This is a genomic window from Streptomyces sp. NPDC025721, from assembly GCF_055558595.1.
The window spans coordinates 156860-170829 of record NZ_JBVHMF010000019.1; the positions used below are offsets into that span (position 1 = coordinate 156860).

Here is a 13970-nt window from a genome sequence, read left to right on the forward strand (position 1 = left end):
GTTCCGCTCACGGATTCACGCGAGCGGGCCGGTGACCGACTCCGCCGCGCGCGCCAGCTCTCCGGCCCGTACGAAGCGGTAGGCCGCCTCCAGGTCCGGTGACAGGAAGCGGTCGGGGCCCGCGCCCAGCACGCCCGCGGCGCGTACCGCCGCCAGGACCGCGGCCGAAGCGGGCGCCGGGCGCTGCTCGCCCGTCGTGGTCCTGATCTCCAGCGCGCGGGTGGCCGCGTACATCTCGACGGCGATGATCCGGGTGAGGTTGTCGACGGCCGTACGGAGCTTGCGCGCCGCCGACCAGCCCATGGAGACGTGGTCCTCCTGCATCGCGGAGGACGGGATCGAGTCCACCGACGCGGGCACCGCGAGCCGCTTCATGTCGCTGACCAGCGCGGCCTGCGTGTACTGGGCGATCATCAGACCGGAGTCGAGGCCGGGGTCGTCGGCCAGGAACGGCGGCAGGCCGTGCGAGCGGTTCTTGTCCAGCAGCCGGTCGGTGCGGCGCTCCGCGATGGAGCCGAGGTCGGCGGCGGCGATGGCGAGGAAGTCCAGGACGTACGCGACCGGCGCGCCGTGGAAGTTGCCGTTGGACTCGACCCGGCCGTCCTCAAGGACCACCGGGTTGTCGACGGCGGCGGCCAGTTCGCGCTCGGCGACCAGGCGGGCGTGTGCGAGGGTGTCGCGGCCCGCGCCCGCGACCTGCGGGGCGCAGCGGATGGAGTACGCGTCCTGCACGCGCGGCGCGTCGTCCTGGTGGTGGCCGGTGAGCCCGGAACCCTCCAGCACCCGGCGCATGTTCTCGGCGCTGGCCGCCTGGCCGGGGTGCGGGCGGATCGCGTGCAGCTCGGGGGCGAGGACCTTCTCGGTGCCGAGCAGGGCCTCCAGGGTCAGCGCGGCGGTGATGTCGGCCGCGGTGAAGAGCCGGGCCAGGTCGGCGCAGGCCATCACCAGCATGCCGAGCATGCCGTCGGTGCCGTTGATGAGGGCCAGGCCCTCCTTCTCCCGCAGGACGACCGGCTCGATGCCGTGCTCCGCGAGGAGTTCCGCGGCGGGGCGCACCGTACCGTCCGGGCCCTCCGCCTCGCCCTCGCCCATCAGCACCTGCGCGCAGTGCGCCAGCGGGGCGAGGTCGCCCGAGCAGCCGAGCGAGCCGTATTCGTGGACGACGGGCGTGATCCCGGCGTTCAGCAGCGCCGCCATCGTCTCCGCGACCACCGGGCGCACCCCGGTACGGCCGGACGCCAGCGTCTTCAGCCGCAGGAACATCAGCCCGCGGACCACCTCGCGCTCCACCGCCGGGCCCATCCCCGCCGCGTGCGACCGTACGAGGCTGCGCTGCAACTGGGCCCGCAGCTCCGGGCTGATGTGCCGTACCGCCAGGGCCCCGAAGCCCGTCGACACCCCGTAGACCGGCTCGGGCTTCGCCGCCAGCGCCTCGATCACCTCACGCGCCCTGGCGATCCCCGCCAGCGCTTCCGGCGCCAGCTCCACCCGCGCGCCGTCGCGCGCCACGGCGAGTACGTCGTCGGCGGGGGCGCCGTGCGCACCGATGACCACGTTATGCATATTCATATTCACGCACCCTAAGCACTGAAAGCCGCCCTGTCACTCCCCTCTGCGACCAGCACTCTCCGGCCCCGCCCCCGCGGGTCCCGGCCGGGCGGGACGTCGCGGACACGCCCTAAGGACGGTTGCCGCGGATGCGGCGGCGCTCGCCCTCGCGGGCCGGCGGCGAGTCGGCGAGCCGCACGACGGGGTCCTCGGGCCCGGCGCGCCCCGCGACGACGGGGTGCGCCGCGCGCAGCGCCTTGGCCTGGTACTGCGCCGCGTCGGCCAGCCGGAACAGCCGCCGCGCCGAGCGCACGGGCCCGATCGGATCGCCGGTGGACGCCACACCGCAGGCCACGCCCTCGCCGACCTCGAGCTGCGCGGCCCGCCCGCACAGCTCGTCGGCCGCCGCGACCACCTCGTCCGGCTCCTGCCCGACGGCCACGACGCAGAATTCGTCACCGCCGAGGCGGGCGGCCAGGCTGCCGGGAAGCATGGCGCCGCACAGCGAGAGCAGCGAGCCGAATCGTTCCAGCAGCCGGTCGCCGACGGCGTGCCCGAGCCGGTCGTTGACCTTCTTCAGACCGTTGAGGTCGCACACCACCAGGCTGACCACGGCCCCGTCCGCCCGGTGCCGTTCCAGCGCCTCGTCGAGGCGTACGTCCACGGCCCGGCGGTTGCCGAGCCCGGTCAGCGGGTCGGTGAAGGCCAGCCGCTGCACCTCGGCGAGCCGTTCGGTCTGGGCGATCCCGGACGCGATGACGGCGGCCAGCACCGTCGCGAAGTCGGCGTCCCCTCGGTCGAAGCCGGACACCCCGGCGCGCCTGGCCACGTACAGCTCGCCCCACGCCCTGCCGTGCAGCACGATCGGCGCGACCACGCAGGAGCCGCGTCCGCGCCGCCGCAGCGCCGCGGCCCGGCCCCAACTGCTGCCGCCGGGCGACGCGCCGGTTCCTTCGGCGGTCTCCACCCAGGCGTGCGGCTCGCCGCCGCGCGCCCACTCACCGTGCAGGAACTCCACGATCTCCGGGAAGTCGTGCACCGAGTACGACTCGTCGTCCGGCTCCGGCTCCTCGCCGGGCGCCAGCTCCCCGTCGTTGACCAGGACCCGCAGCCGCCCGGTCTCCCGCTCCCACGTCGAGATCGCCGCGAAGGACGCGTCCATCGCGAGCCGCGCCCGCCGCGCCCCGGCCCGTACCGCGGCCAGCGGCGTCTGTTCGGTCGCCAGTGCCTGTGCCAGCTCGACGACCGCTCGAAGCCGGAGATCGGCCGTCCCGTCCACCATCTGTCCAGGCTAGGGAGGTTTGTCCGGTTTGGAGCGCTGGCTGCGCCGAACGGAGCCCGTTCGGCGCTGCGCCCGCCCGTCGGCGACTACGCACAGTGGCCGCGCGCGGCGATCACGCGCCGGGCCACCGCGGGGGCCGCTTGTCGTTGAAGGCGGCCACGCCTTCCGCGCGGTCGGCGGAGAAGGCGGTGGCGCGCCAGGCGGCGTCCTCGATCTCCAGCCCGGCGCGCAGGTCGAGGCCCTGGCCCAGGCGCAGCGCGCGCTTGGCCGAGCGCAGGCCGACCGGCGAATTCGCGGCGATCCGGTCGGCCAGCGCCAGCGCCTCGGCGCGGGCGTCGTTCCCGGCCGCGAGCTGGTCCACCAGGCCGAGGGCGAGCGCCTCGGCGGCCGGTACGCGGCGGGCGGTGAAGACCAGTTCCGCCGCACGGGCGGCGCCGACCCTGCGGGGCAGCAGTTGGGTACCGCCGCCGCCCGGGATGACGCCGACCGAGACCTCGGGCAGGCCGACGACGGCCGTCTCGTCGGCCACGATCACGTCACAGGCGAGCGCCAGCTCGAAGCCGCCGCCGAGCGCGTAGCCGTGCACCGCCGCGACGGCGGGCATCGGCAGTTCCAGGACGCCGGTGTACGCGGCCCTGGTGTGCGGGCGCTGGCGTACGAGGTCGGCGTCGGTGAACGCGTTGCGCTCCTTGAGGTCGGCGCCGACGCAGAACGCCTTGTCGTGGGTGGACGTCAGGACCGTGACGCTGACGCCGGGGTCGGCCGCCAGCGCCGCGCAGGCGTCGCCGATCGCGACGGCCATCCGCGTGGAGACGGCGTTCATCGCCTTCGGCCGGTCGAGCACCAGTTCCGCGACGCGCTCGCCGTGCCGGCGGACCGCCACCCACTCCCCGAACCGCCGTTCCGCCGTCCCCTGCGCTTCCATTCGCCCGCCCTCCGGTTAACGACCGTGAACCCCCATCCTGCCATCCCCCTCCCCGCGGGGGACGGCACGGTCGCACAGGGCCGGACGGCGCTCGCCTCACGTCGGATTCATACGGTCATACGGTGGACGGTCGCGAATCCCCCGGCCAGCAGCACGGCGACGACGGCCGCGAGGACCCCGGTGACCCCCAGGGCGGTGAGCCCGGCGAAGAAGTGGCCTATGCCCTTCCAGCCGTGCGCCCATGTGGCGATCAGCGCGACCAGGGCCAGCACCCCGAGCTGCGCCCCGCCGAAGGCCGTGGTGCCGGGCAACCCGGCGCGGCGGAAGACCAGGCCGTACCACATCCCGTAGACGAACAGCAGGAAGAAGGCGACGGCGGCGGTGAGCCACGAGACGTACCAGGCGCCGTCCAGCAGGAACGGGACGCGGAAGTAGGCCATGCGCATGCCCCAGCCGCCGGTCGCGCGTTCGAGGACCTGGCCGACCGCGACGACCAGCCCGAAGGCCACGGCGAGGGCCCCGGCCAGGGCGGTGACACCGCGCAGGTAGGTGCGTCTGCTGACACCGAGGGTGAGGGCGAACGGCAGCGCGCGGGCGACGGTCTGGAGGCCCACGGCGAACATCACGAGGAAGGCCGCGGCCAGGCCGCCGACCCAGCGGTGGTCGGCGTGGGCCGCCGGGGTGAGCCGCAGGATCACCACGTCCAGGACGAAGCCGAAGGCGGCCCACTCCCAGGGCAGGACGAGGTAGGTGAAGCGGTCCAGCAGCAGATACCGGACGACGGAGAGCACCGGGGTGGGACGCATCAGGATGCCCTCGCAGTCGTGAGGCCGGACGGGTCGTGGGGTCCGGCGTCGGCCGCGCCGTGGCGCTCGGCCGCGTGGACCGCGAGCTGCTGGAGGGTGCACTCCTCCAGGCGCAGGCGCAGGTGTGCGGCCAGTTCGCGGTCGCGGTCGTCCAGGCGGCCTACCATCACCGCCCTGGTCTGCGCGCCCATCGTGCGGCGGCTCAGCGTCGCACGGGCGGCGATGAAGCGGTCCACGGCGGTGGCCGGGCCGGTGACGGTCGTGGCGGTGCCGCGCAGTTCCTCGGTCGGCGCGTCGAGGACCAGCCGACCGCGGTCCAGGACCAGGACGCGGTCGAGGAGTTCGGCGGCCTCGTCGATGAGGTGGGTCGAGAGCACGACGCACCGGGGGTGGGCGGCGTAGTCGGCGAGGAGCTGGTCGTAGAAGAGCGAGCGGGCGACCGCGTCGAGGCCCGCGTACGGCTCGTCGAACAGCGTGAGTTCGGCGCGGGCGGCCAGCCCGATGATGATGCCGAGGGCGGTCCGCATGCCGCGCGAGAGCTTCTTGATCGGCCGGGTCGGCGGCAGCTCGTACGCGTCCAGCAGCGTGCCCGCCAGCTCCTTGTCCCAGTTCGGGTAGAGCAGCGAGGCCGCCGCGACGGCGTGCCGCACCTTCAGGTCGGGGTACGTCTGGTCCTCGCGGACGAGGATCATCCGGCGCAGCACCGCGTCGTTCTCCAACGGCCGGGCGCCGAAGGCGTGCACGGTCCCGGAAGTGGCGATCTCCTGGCCCGCCAGGATGCGCAGCAGCGTCGTCTTCCCCGCGCCGTTGCGGCCCACCAGTCCGGCGATGCACGGCGTGTCCAGCTCGAAGCTGACGTCGGTGAGCGCCTGGTGGTCGCGGAAGGCGCGTCCGACGCCGGTCAGCGAGACGACCGGGCTCATACGTCGCCCCCGACCGTCGCCGCCGTGGTCGTGGTGGCGGCCGTGGTACCAGGCGGGGCGGTCGTGCCAGCGGTCGTGGCGGCCGGGGTTCCGGCGGACGGCGCGGAGTGCGGCGCGGAGTGCGGCGCGGTGGCGCCCGCCGCCTGCGACGTCACCGCGACCGAGGCCAGCTCGTCGCGCAGCAGGCCGAGCAGTTCGTCCTGCCCGATCCCGAGCCGCGCCGCCTCGACCGCCAGCGGCCGTACGTACCGGTCCGCGAAGCGCCGCCGCCTGCCCCGCACCAGCCGGTCCCGCGCGCCCTGGGCGACGAACATGCCGACGCCGCGCCGCTTCTCCACCAGATCCTCGTCCGACAGGACGGTGAGCGCGCGCGCCGCGGTGGCCGGGTTGACCCGGTAGAAGACCGCGAGCTCGTTGCTCGACGCGACGCGCTCGCCCTCGCCCACCGTCCCGTCGGCGATCTGATTCGCCAGCTCGGCCGCGATCTGGGCGAAGATCGGCCCGCCCTCTTCCAGGAGTGACATCCTGCCTCCATTGCTCTGGTGGTTCCCTACCGTACTAAGGAACCAACAGGGCGGGCAAGAGGGCACGCCGAATGAGGCGGGGGAAGTCGGGTGACCCGGCGGAAGCGGGACACGGCGTCAGGGACGCGGCGCGCGGGCAGGCCGGAGCGCGCGCCCGTGGCGCGGTCGGGGCGGAGCGGACCTCAGTCCCGGCGGGAGAGCAGCCAGGGCTCGACGACGCCGAGGCCGCGCACGGGGCGGCGCCACATCGGCTGGAGGGCGAAGCGGTACTTCTCCGCCTCGGTGGCGTCCACGTCCGCCTCGGACAGCGGCGCGTCACCGGCCTCGCCCAGCGCCTCGGCGAAGTCGCCGTCGACGAGGACGGCGTCGCGCGGCGCTATCGAGGTGAGCCGGGAGGCGAGGTTCACGGTGGTGCCGAAGACGTCGCCCATGCGGGTGGTGACGGTGCCGAAGGCCATGCCGACGCGCAGGGCGGGCATGCTGTCGTCGCCGGTCATGGTCTCGATGAGGCGTATGCCGATCTCGGCGGCGGTGCCGGGGTCGTCGGCGACGAAGAGGACTTCGTCGCCGAGGGTCTTGATCAGCCGTCCGCCGTACGCGGCGACCTGGTCGGCGGCCGTGGTCTCGAACGCCTCGACCAGCTCGCCCAGTTCCTCCTCCTCCAGGCGCCGGGTGAGCCGGGTGAAGCCGACGAGGTCGGCGAAGCCGACGGCCAGCCGCCGGTCGACGGCCTCCTCGTCGTCGGACTGCACGACCCGGCTGGTGGCGGCGGCGACCTGGCGGCGCCAGACGTAGATGAGGAACTCCTCCAGTTCCGGCAGGAGGAGTTCGACCAGCGGATACGCGACTTCCGCGCGGGTCATCCCCGGCTCGGGCGGCTCGGTGAGACCTTCGAGGAAGGAGTCGGTCTGCCAGTCGGCGAGCCGGGCCGTGGTCTGGCCGGTGGAGCGGGCGACCTGGATGGCCATCGACTCGCTGAGCAGCCCCGCCTCGACCAGGCCGGCCAGCCGCCGCAGGGCGAGGACGTCCGCCTCGGTGAGCGCGCGCGCCTGGCCGATGTCGGCGAAGCCCATGGCCCGCCAGAAGCGGGAGGCCAGGTCCATGGAGACACCCGCGGTGCGGGCGGCCTGGAAGGGGGTGTAGCGGCGGGGCGCGCCGAGGATGAGCTGTTCCAGGCGCAGCGCCAGCGGGTGCTCCCCCGACTCGCCCGGCTCCCCCGGCTCCTCAAGATCGACCGGATCCACTGGATCGGCCGGGTCTGACGCGTCCGTGCCGTCGACGGAATCGGCCGGATCCGGCGCGTCCACGGGGTCGGGTACATCCGCGGCGTCCGGTGCGATCGGAGGGTCGGCGGGATCGACGCCGTCCGGCTCCGGGGCGGCACCCGGATCCGAGTCGTGCGGCTCGTCTGGCGGGGTGCCCGCGTTCTCCACGCTCACCGCCCAGCCCTTGAGGAATCCCTGCGCACAGCCCTTCCGATCATCGAGACGACGCAGCCCCTCAACGATACGGCAGGTGTGCCGTGGCTCACTCTCACCAGGGCGCCGGTGAGACACCCGTGACGCGCGACGGAACGGCGCGCGAGCCGGTCTCCGCGGCGGTGTCCCGCCGCGTCAGCGCGCGGGCCTGAGGTGGACGACGTCGCCCGCGGCGACCGGCTGCTCGGCGCCGTCCGGGGTGGCGATCACCAAGCGGCCGTCGCCGTCGATCCCGACCGCGGTACCGGCCAGTTCCTTGTCGCCCGGCAGCTCCGCGCGGACCTCCCGGCCCAGGGTGGCGCAGCCCGCCGCGTAGGTCTGCTGGAGCCGGGAAGCGGCGGGGTCGCCGTCCTCCGCGCGCCAGGCGCCGTACCAGTCGGCCAGCGAGCGCAGGACCGCCCGCAGCAGCGGGTCCCGGTCGGTGCCCTTGGCCCCGGCCAGGGCGAGGGACGCGGCGGTGGGGACGGGCAGCTCGGCGGCGCGCAGCGACACATTGAGGCCGATGCCGATGACGACGCCGTCGTCGCCCGCGCGCTCGGCGAGGATGCCGCCCGCCTTGCGTTCCTCGCCGTCCACGGTGACCAGCAGGTCGTTGGGCCACTTGAGTGCCGTGTCGACGCCCGCGGCCCGCGACAGGGCGGTGGCGGTGGCGACCCCGGCGAGCAGCGGCAGCCAGCCCCAGCGGTGCACCGGCACCGGGGCGTGCGCCGGGAGCGGCGTGCCGTCGGGCGCGGTACGGGCGGCCGTGGCGCCACCCGGTCGGAGCAGTACCGAGAAGAAGAGCCCGGAGCGCGGCGGCGCCGACCAGCGGCGGTCCAGCCGTCCGCGGCCCGCGGTCTGCTCCTCGGCCACGAGGACCGCCCCCTCGGGGGCGCCCCGCGCGGCGCGGGCGGCCAGGTCGCTGTTGGTGGAGCCGGTGGCGTCCACCACGTCCAGCGCGGTCCACAGCGCGTCGGGGGTGACCACGGCGCGCCGCAGCGCGGCGGCGTTGAGCGGCGGTCGTTCCAGGTCGGACCAGCGGCTGGGCGTCATGTCCTCACCCTATGAGGCGGGTACCGGAGTGTGTCCAACGCCGCACTGCTCGTACCCCAGAGTCGCCACTACGCTACGGAACAGCGTTACCGGCCAGTCAGCAAGTCCCGCCGAGAGCAGGAGAGCCGCCTCCATGTCCGAGCAGGAACACGACATCCACACCACCGCGGGCAAGCTCGCGGACCTGCGCCGCCGTATCGAGGAGGCGACGCACGCGGGCTCCGGGCGCGCGGTGGACAAGCAGCACGCCAAGGGGAAGGGCACGGCCCGCGAGCGGATCGAACTGCTCCTGGACGAGGGGTCGTTCACCGAGCTGGACGAGCTGGCGCGGCACCGCTCGACCAACTTCGGCCTGGAGAGCAACCGGCCGTACGGCGACGGTGTCGTCACCGGCTACGGCACGGTCGAGGGCCGCCCGGTCGCGGTGTTCTCGCAGGACTTCACGGTCTTCGGCGGCGCGCTCGGCGAGGTCTACGGCGAGAAGATCGTCAAGGTGATGGACTTCGCGCTGAAGACCGGCTGCCCGGTGATCGGCATCAACGACTCCGGCGGCGCCCGGATCCAGGAGGGCGTCACCTCGCTCGGCATGTACGGCGAGATCTTCCGCCGCAACACCCACGCCTCCGGGGTGATCCCGCAGATCAGCCTGATCATGGGCCCGTGCGCGGGCGGCGCGGTGTACTCCCCCGCGATCACCGACTTCGTGGTGATGGTCGACCAGACCTCGCACATGTTCATCACGGGTCCCGATGTGATCAAGACGGTGACCGGCGAGGACGTCGGCATGGAGGAGCTGGGCGGCGCCCGTACCCACAACTCGACGTCGGGGAACGCGCATCACCTGGCCGGTGACGAGAAGGACGCCTTCGAGTACGTCAAGGCGCTGCTGTCGTACCTGCCGAGCAACAACCTCCAGGAGGCGCCGTCCTTCGCCGCCGAGGCGGATCTGGCGGTCACGGACGAGGACCTCGAACTGGACACGCTGATCCCGGACTCGGCGAATCAGCCGTACGACATGCACAAGGTGATCGAGCACGTCCTGGACGACGGCGAATTCCTGGAGACCCAGGCGCTGTTCGCGCCGAACATCCTCACCGGTCTCGGCCGTATCGAAGGCCGTCCTGTCGGTGTGGTCGCCAACCAGCCGCTCCAATTCGCGGGCTGTCTCGACATCAACGCCTCCGAGAAGGCGGCGCGTTTCGTGCGGACCTGCGACAGCTTCAACATCCCCGTGGTCACTTTCGTCGACGTTCCCGGTTTTCTCCCCGGCACCAGTCAGGAGTGGGACGGCATCATCCGCCGCGGTGCCAAATTGATCTACGCGTACGCCGAGGCCACGGTTCCGCTGATCACGATCATCACTCGAAAGGCGTACGGCGGCGCGTACGACGTGATGGGCTCCAAGCACCTGGGCGCGGACCTGAACCTGGCCTGGCCCACGGCACAGATCGCGGTGATGGGCGCGCAGGGCGCCGTCAACATCCTGCACCGCCGCACGCTGGCGGAGGCGGCCACCCCGCAGGAGGCGGAGGAGCTGCGGACGCGGCTCATCGCGGACTACGAGGACACGCTGCTGAATCCGTACATCGCCGCGGAGCGCGGCTACGTGGACGCGGTCATCGCGCCCTCCCAGACCCGCGCGCAGCTCGTGAAGGCGCTGCGGACGCTGCGCAACAAGCGGGAGAGCCTGCCGCCGAAGAAGCACGGCAACATCCCGCTGTAGACGGACCGCGCGGGGCCCGGGGGCGAGGACCCGCGGGACCCGCCGGGCAGGGACCCGCGAGCCGAGGAGGAGAGCGCTCATGGTGATCAAGGTGGAGCGGGGCAGCCCGACCCCCGAGGAACTGGCGGCCGTCGTCGCCCTCGTCCAGGCGCGGGCCGCGGCGGCCGGGAAGAGCGCCGACGGCCCGGCCCCGCTGGACGGCTGGGCCGACCCGGCGCGCAATGTGCCGCGCGGCGTACCGGCGCCGGGGCCCGGCGCGTGGCGGGCGTCGGCGTGGCCCGCGTGAGCGGAATGTCGGCTCGGCGGCGGATGTCACACCAGTAACAGGGTGATCCTGAGTATCCGTACTCAGGCGCTCCGGTTCGCCGGGGCGCAACCCTGGAGACATGTTGTGGTCGGACCCGCGGGACGAACCGCCGGAGGAGATGCGCAAGGCGCAGGCGATGCTGCGCCGCGCGATGCTGGTGATCGCGCTGGCAGCCGCCGTGGTCATGCTGGTGGCGACCTGGAGGTCGTGAACCCGCGCGTCCCGGCCAGGACCGGCCCGGAGAACGGCCCGCACCGGCCTGGACCGGCCAGGAGAACGGCACCCGCGCCGGCCAGGACCGGCCCGGAGAGCGGCAACGGCGCCGCCAGCCGCCCCGGACGCGGCCGTGAACCCGCGTCCTGAACCGGCGTCCCCCGTACGGGTGTCGGTGCCTACGATGGGCCGATGAGCAGCTCCAGAACCCTTGTCCTCGCGTCCGCCTCGCCCGCCCGGCTCGGGCTGCTGAAACAGGCGGGCCTCGACCCGCGCGTGATCGTCAGCGGTGTCGACGAGGACGCGATCACGGCCGCCACGCCCGCCGAACTGGCCCGCGTACTGGCCGAGGCGAAGGCCAACGCGGTGGCCGGGAGCGGCGCGCTCGACGGCGGCGAGCTGGTGATCGGCTGCGACTCCGTACTCGAACTCGACGGCCAGGCGCTGGGCAAGCCCGCGGACGCGGCCGAGGCGGTGGCGCGCTGGCAGGCGATGCGCGGGCGCAGCGGGGTGCTGCGGACCGGGCACTGCGTGATCGACACCGCCAGCGGCAAGCAGGTCGCCGAGACCGCGTCCACGACCGTACGGTTCGGGACGCCGGACGACGACGAGGTCGCCGCGTATGTGGCGAGCGGTGAACCGCTGTACGTGGCGGGCGCGTTCACCCTCGACGGCCGCTCCGCGCCCTTCGTGGAGGGCATCGAAGGCGACGCGGGCAACGTGATCGGCCTGTCCCTGCCGCTGCTGCGGCGGCTGCTGGCCGAGCTGGGGGTGCGGATCACCGACCTGTGGGTCTGAGCCGCCGTCAGCGGGCGCGGGAGGCGGGGGCCGGGGTCGGTCCTGGGCCGGTTCCGGGGGCGGTTCCGGGTCCTGGGCCGGTTCCGGGAGCGCTCAGGCCGTGGCGGGCGGCGGGAGTTCGCCGCCGTTGCCGTTCGCGGTCCCGCTCTCGGCGGCCTCCCGCGGCCGGTCCTCGGGCGCGTACATCAGCAGCGTGGCGACGAGGCCGCCCAGTATCACCATCATCAGCACGAACGCGTACCAGCCGATCAGGCCGACGACCAGCGCGCCGACCACGCCGTGCACCACCGCGCAGACGATGAGCACGATCCTGGCGACCCGGCCGGTCATCTCGTCGCGGCGCACTATCCGCACGACGAGCACCGCGCACAGGATGAGGAAGAGGCCGAACAGCGCGCCGCCCACCCACGATCCGATGGCCATGGCGTCGGAGTCGAGACCGGCGAGCGACATGGACTGATGGCGTACGGCGAGGCCGAGTATCCAGTTCACGAAGGCGATGGTGAGGGCTTCGAGAACAAGGACCACGGCGGTGCCGACGGCTATACCTCTGCGCACACTGTCCCCTTCGGCCGTCGTCCGGGGCCCGGTTACCGCTGGTACCCCCGCCTGTCGCAGGCTACTCACCGGTACAACCGGCGGCAAGGGGTCTGGCCACGCCGGTCGTTCCACCCGTACGGGGAGTCCGGCGCGCGCGATCCGGAACGTCACCCCACTCGTTCGGGGACACCGGCGGCCGGTCGGGAAACACCGACGGCAAAGATTCCGCTCGCTATTCGTAGGGTTTCCACAAAAGAACGTCAGGTCTCTTCGCAGACTTACAGGGAGATCTCCCCCACACCGATGAGTGCGGGACATCGGCCCGAGCGGGGCCGTACCGTGGACTGAGCAGGCGTTCACGGGTTCTTCAGGCCCATGGATCACCCTCCGTGTGGGGAAGCTCACGTGCAGGGGTGCCTCGGCACCAAGTGTGGCCAGTACCTAAACTCGGCTTGTTTCAAGGAGGGAGCCATCGTGCGCAAGGTGCTCATCGCGAACCGCGGTGAAATTGCTGTCCGCGTTGCCCGTGCCTGCCGGGATGCGGGGATCGCGAGTGTGGCGGTGTACGCCGATCCGGACCGGGACGCGGTGCATGTCCGGGTGGCGGATGAGGCGTACGCGCTGGGCGGTGACACTCCGGCGACCAGTTATCTGGATGTCGCCAGGGTGCTGGCCGCCGCGGCGGAGTCGGGTGCGGACGCGGTGCATCCGGGGTACGGATTCCTGTCGGAGAACGCGGAGTTCGCGCAGGCGGTCCTGGACGCGGGTCTGACGTGGATCGGTCCGCCGCCGCAGGCGATCCGGGATCTGGGTGACAAGGTCGCGGCGCGGCATATCGCGCAGCGTGCGGGTGCGCCGCTGGTCGCGGGGACCGCTGATCCGGTGTCGGGGTCGGATGAGGTGGTGGCGTTCGCTGAGGAGCACGGGCTGCCGATCGCGATCAAGGCGGCGTTCGGCGGTGGCGGGCGGGGTCTGAAGGTGGCCCGGACGCTGGAGGAGGTGCCGGAGCTGTACGACTCCGCGGTGCGTGAGGCGGTCGCGGCGTTCGGCCGCGGGGAGTGCTTCGTGGAGCGCTATCTGGACCGTCCGCGGCATGTGGAGACGCAGTGCCTGGCCGACACGCACGGCAATGTGGTGGTGGTCTCCACGCGTGACTGCTCGTTGCAGCGGCGTCATCAGAAGCTGGTGGAGGAGGCCCCTGCCCCGTACTTGTCGCAGGCGCAGGTCGACCAGCTCTACAGTGCGTCGAAGGCGATCCTGCGTGAGGCGGGGTATGTGGGTGCGGGCACGTGTGAGTTTCTGGTGGGCCAGGACGGCACGATCTCGTTCCTGGAGGTCAACACCCGGCTGCAGGTGGAGCACCCGGTGACTGAGGAGGTCTCGGGGATCGATCTGGTGCGGGAGATGTTCCGGATCGCCGACGGTGAGGCGCTGGGGTATGACGACCCGGTGCTGCGGGGGCATTCGGTGGAGTTCCGGATCAACGGTGAGGATCCGGGGCGGGGTTTCCTGCCCGCGCCGGGCACGGTGACGCGTTTCGACGCGCCGACGGGTCCGGGGGTGCGGCTGGACGCGGGTGTGGAGTCCGGCAGTGTGATCGGTCCGGCGTGGGATTCGCTGCTGGCCAAGCTGATCGTGACCGGTGCCACGCGTGAGCAGGCGTTGCAGCGTGCGGCGCGGGCGCTGGGCGAGTTCACGGTGGAGGGGATGGCGACCGCGATCCCCTTCCACCGTGCGGTCGTCACCGACCCGGCGTTCGCACCCGCCGACGGGAGTCCGTTCACGGTGCACACGCGGTGGATCGAGACGGAGTTCGACAACACGATCCCGCCGTTCGCGGGTGCGGTCGTGGACGAGGACGACGCGCCGGG

14 protein-coding genes are annotated in these 13970 nt (G+C 73.0%); 5 read left to right on the top strand and 9 right to left on the bottom strand.

Annotated features, from left to right (window positions below; translation table 11 throughout):
• Positions 1 to 15 precede the first annotated feature (15 nt).
• The 8 genes from hutH to ACZ4EF_RS25080 form a co-directional block, all read right to left on the bottom strand.
• Positions 16 to 1569: a histidine ammonia-lyase gene (gene hutH, locus ACZ4EF_RS25045; protein ID WP_355349880.1), complete on the bottom strand. Its 1554-nt coding sequence runs from the start codon at positions 1567 to 1569 to the stop codon at positions 16 to 18.
• 109 nt (positions 1570 to 1678) lie between these two features.
• The gene (locus ACZ4EF_RS25050) at positions 1679 to 2830 is read right to left on the bottom strand and encodes a GGDEF domain-containing protein (protein ID WP_355349877.1); all 1152 of its coding nucleotides are present in this window, start codon (positions 2828 to 2830) and stop codon (positions 1679 to 1681) included.
• 112 nt (positions 2831 to 2942) lie between these two features.
• Positions 2943 to 3755 (bottom strand): enoyl-CoA hydratase/isomerase family protein, encoded by an 813-nt coding sequence (locus ACZ4EF_RS25055; RefSeq protein WP_391049069.1) that lies wholly within the window; start codon positions 3753 to 3755, stop codon positions 2943 to 2945.
• A 107-nt stretch (positions 3756 to 3862) separates the two neighbouring features.
• Positions 3863 to 4561, bottom strand: a complete 699-nt coding sequence (locus tag ACZ4EF_RS25060; protein ID WP_467506434.1) for a hypothetical protein — start codon at positions 4559 to 4561, stop codon at positions 3863 to 3865.
• The gene (locus ACZ4EF_RS25065; protein WP_401721642.1) at positions 4561 to 5484 is read right to left on the bottom strand and encodes an ATP-binding cassette domain-containing protein; all 924 of its coding nucleotides are present in this window, start codon (positions 5482 to 5484) and stop codon (positions 4561 to 4563) included. The genes ACZ4EF_RS25060 and ACZ4EF_RS25065 overlap by 1 nt, the downstream gene beginning before the upstream one ends.
• Positions 5481 to 6008 (bottom strand): GntR family transcriptional regulator, encoded by a 528-nt coding sequence (locus ACZ4EF_RS25070; protein ID WP_467506435.1) that lies wholly within the window; start codon positions 6006 to 6008, stop codon positions 5481 to 5483. The genes ACZ4EF_RS25065 and ACZ4EF_RS25070 overlap by 4 nt, the downstream gene beginning before the upstream one ends.
• Positions 6009 to 6190: 182 nt before the next feature.
• On the bottom strand, positions 6191 to 7252 hold the full coding sequence (locus tag ACZ4EF_RS25075) for an adenylate/guanylate cyclase domain-containing protein (protein WP_355349935.1): 1062 nt from the start codon (positions 7250 to 7252) through the stop codon (positions 6191 to 6193).
• A 369-nt stretch (positions 7253 to 7621) separates the two neighbouring features.
• Complete coding sequence (locus tag ACZ4EF_RS25080; RefSeq protein ID WP_467506436.1) at positions 7622 to 8518, bottom strand: biotin--[acetyl-CoA-carboxylase] ligase; 897 nt, start codon at positions 8516 to 8518, stop codon at positions 7622 to 7624.
• A 133-nt stretch (positions 8519 to 8651) separates the two neighbouring features.
• Between ACZ4EF_RS25080 and ACZ4EF_RS25085 the strand changes: the two genes are divergently transcribed.
• From ACZ4EF_RS25085 to ACZ4EF_RS25100, 4 genes are all read left to right on the top strand, one after another.
• A complete protein-coding gene (locus ACZ4EF_RS25085; protein ID WP_467506437.1) occupies positions 8652 to 10241 on the top strand; it encodes an acyl-CoA carboxylase subunit beta in 1590 nt (529 codons plus the stop codon).
• 79 nt (positions 10242 to 10320) lie between these two features.
• Complete coding sequence (locus ACZ4EF_RS25090; protein WP_355349856.1) at positions 10321 to 10527, top strand: acyl-CoA carboxylase subunit epsilon; 207 nt, start codon at positions 10321 to 10323, stop codon at positions 10525 to 10527.
• Between the two features lie 100 nt (positions 10528 to 10627).
• Complete coding sequence (mmpB, locus tag ACZ4EF_RS25095) at positions 10628 to 10759, top strand: morphogenic membrane protein MmpB (RefSeq protein WP_262928358.1); 132 nt, start codon at positions 10628 to 10630, stop codon at positions 10757 to 10759.
• A 194-nt stretch (positions 10760 to 10953) separates the two neighbouring features.
• Complete coding sequence (locus tag ACZ4EF_RS25100) at positions 10954 to 11559, top strand: Maf family protein (RefSeq protein WP_355349852.1); 606 nt, start codon at positions 10954 to 10956, stop codon at positions 11557 to 11559.
• A 93-nt stretch (positions 11560 to 11652) separates the two neighbouring features.
• Here ACZ4EF_RS25100 and ACZ4EF_RS25105 read toward each other — a convergent pair whose 3' ends face one another.
• Positions 11653 to 12117: a hypothetical protein gene (locus tag ACZ4EF_RS25105; protein WP_355349849.1), complete on the bottom strand. Its 465-nt coding sequence runs from the start codon at positions 12115 to 12117 to the stop codon at positions 11653 to 11655.
• Positions 12118 to 12573: 456 nt separating this feature from the next.
• Between ACZ4EF_RS25105 and ACZ4EF_RS25110 the strand changes: the two genes are divergently transcribed.
• On the top strand, positions 12574 to 13970 hold a 1397-nt coding region (locus tag ACZ4EF_RS25110), incomplete at its 3' end, for an acetyl-CoA carboxylase biotin carboxylase subunit (RefSeq protein ID WP_467506438.1).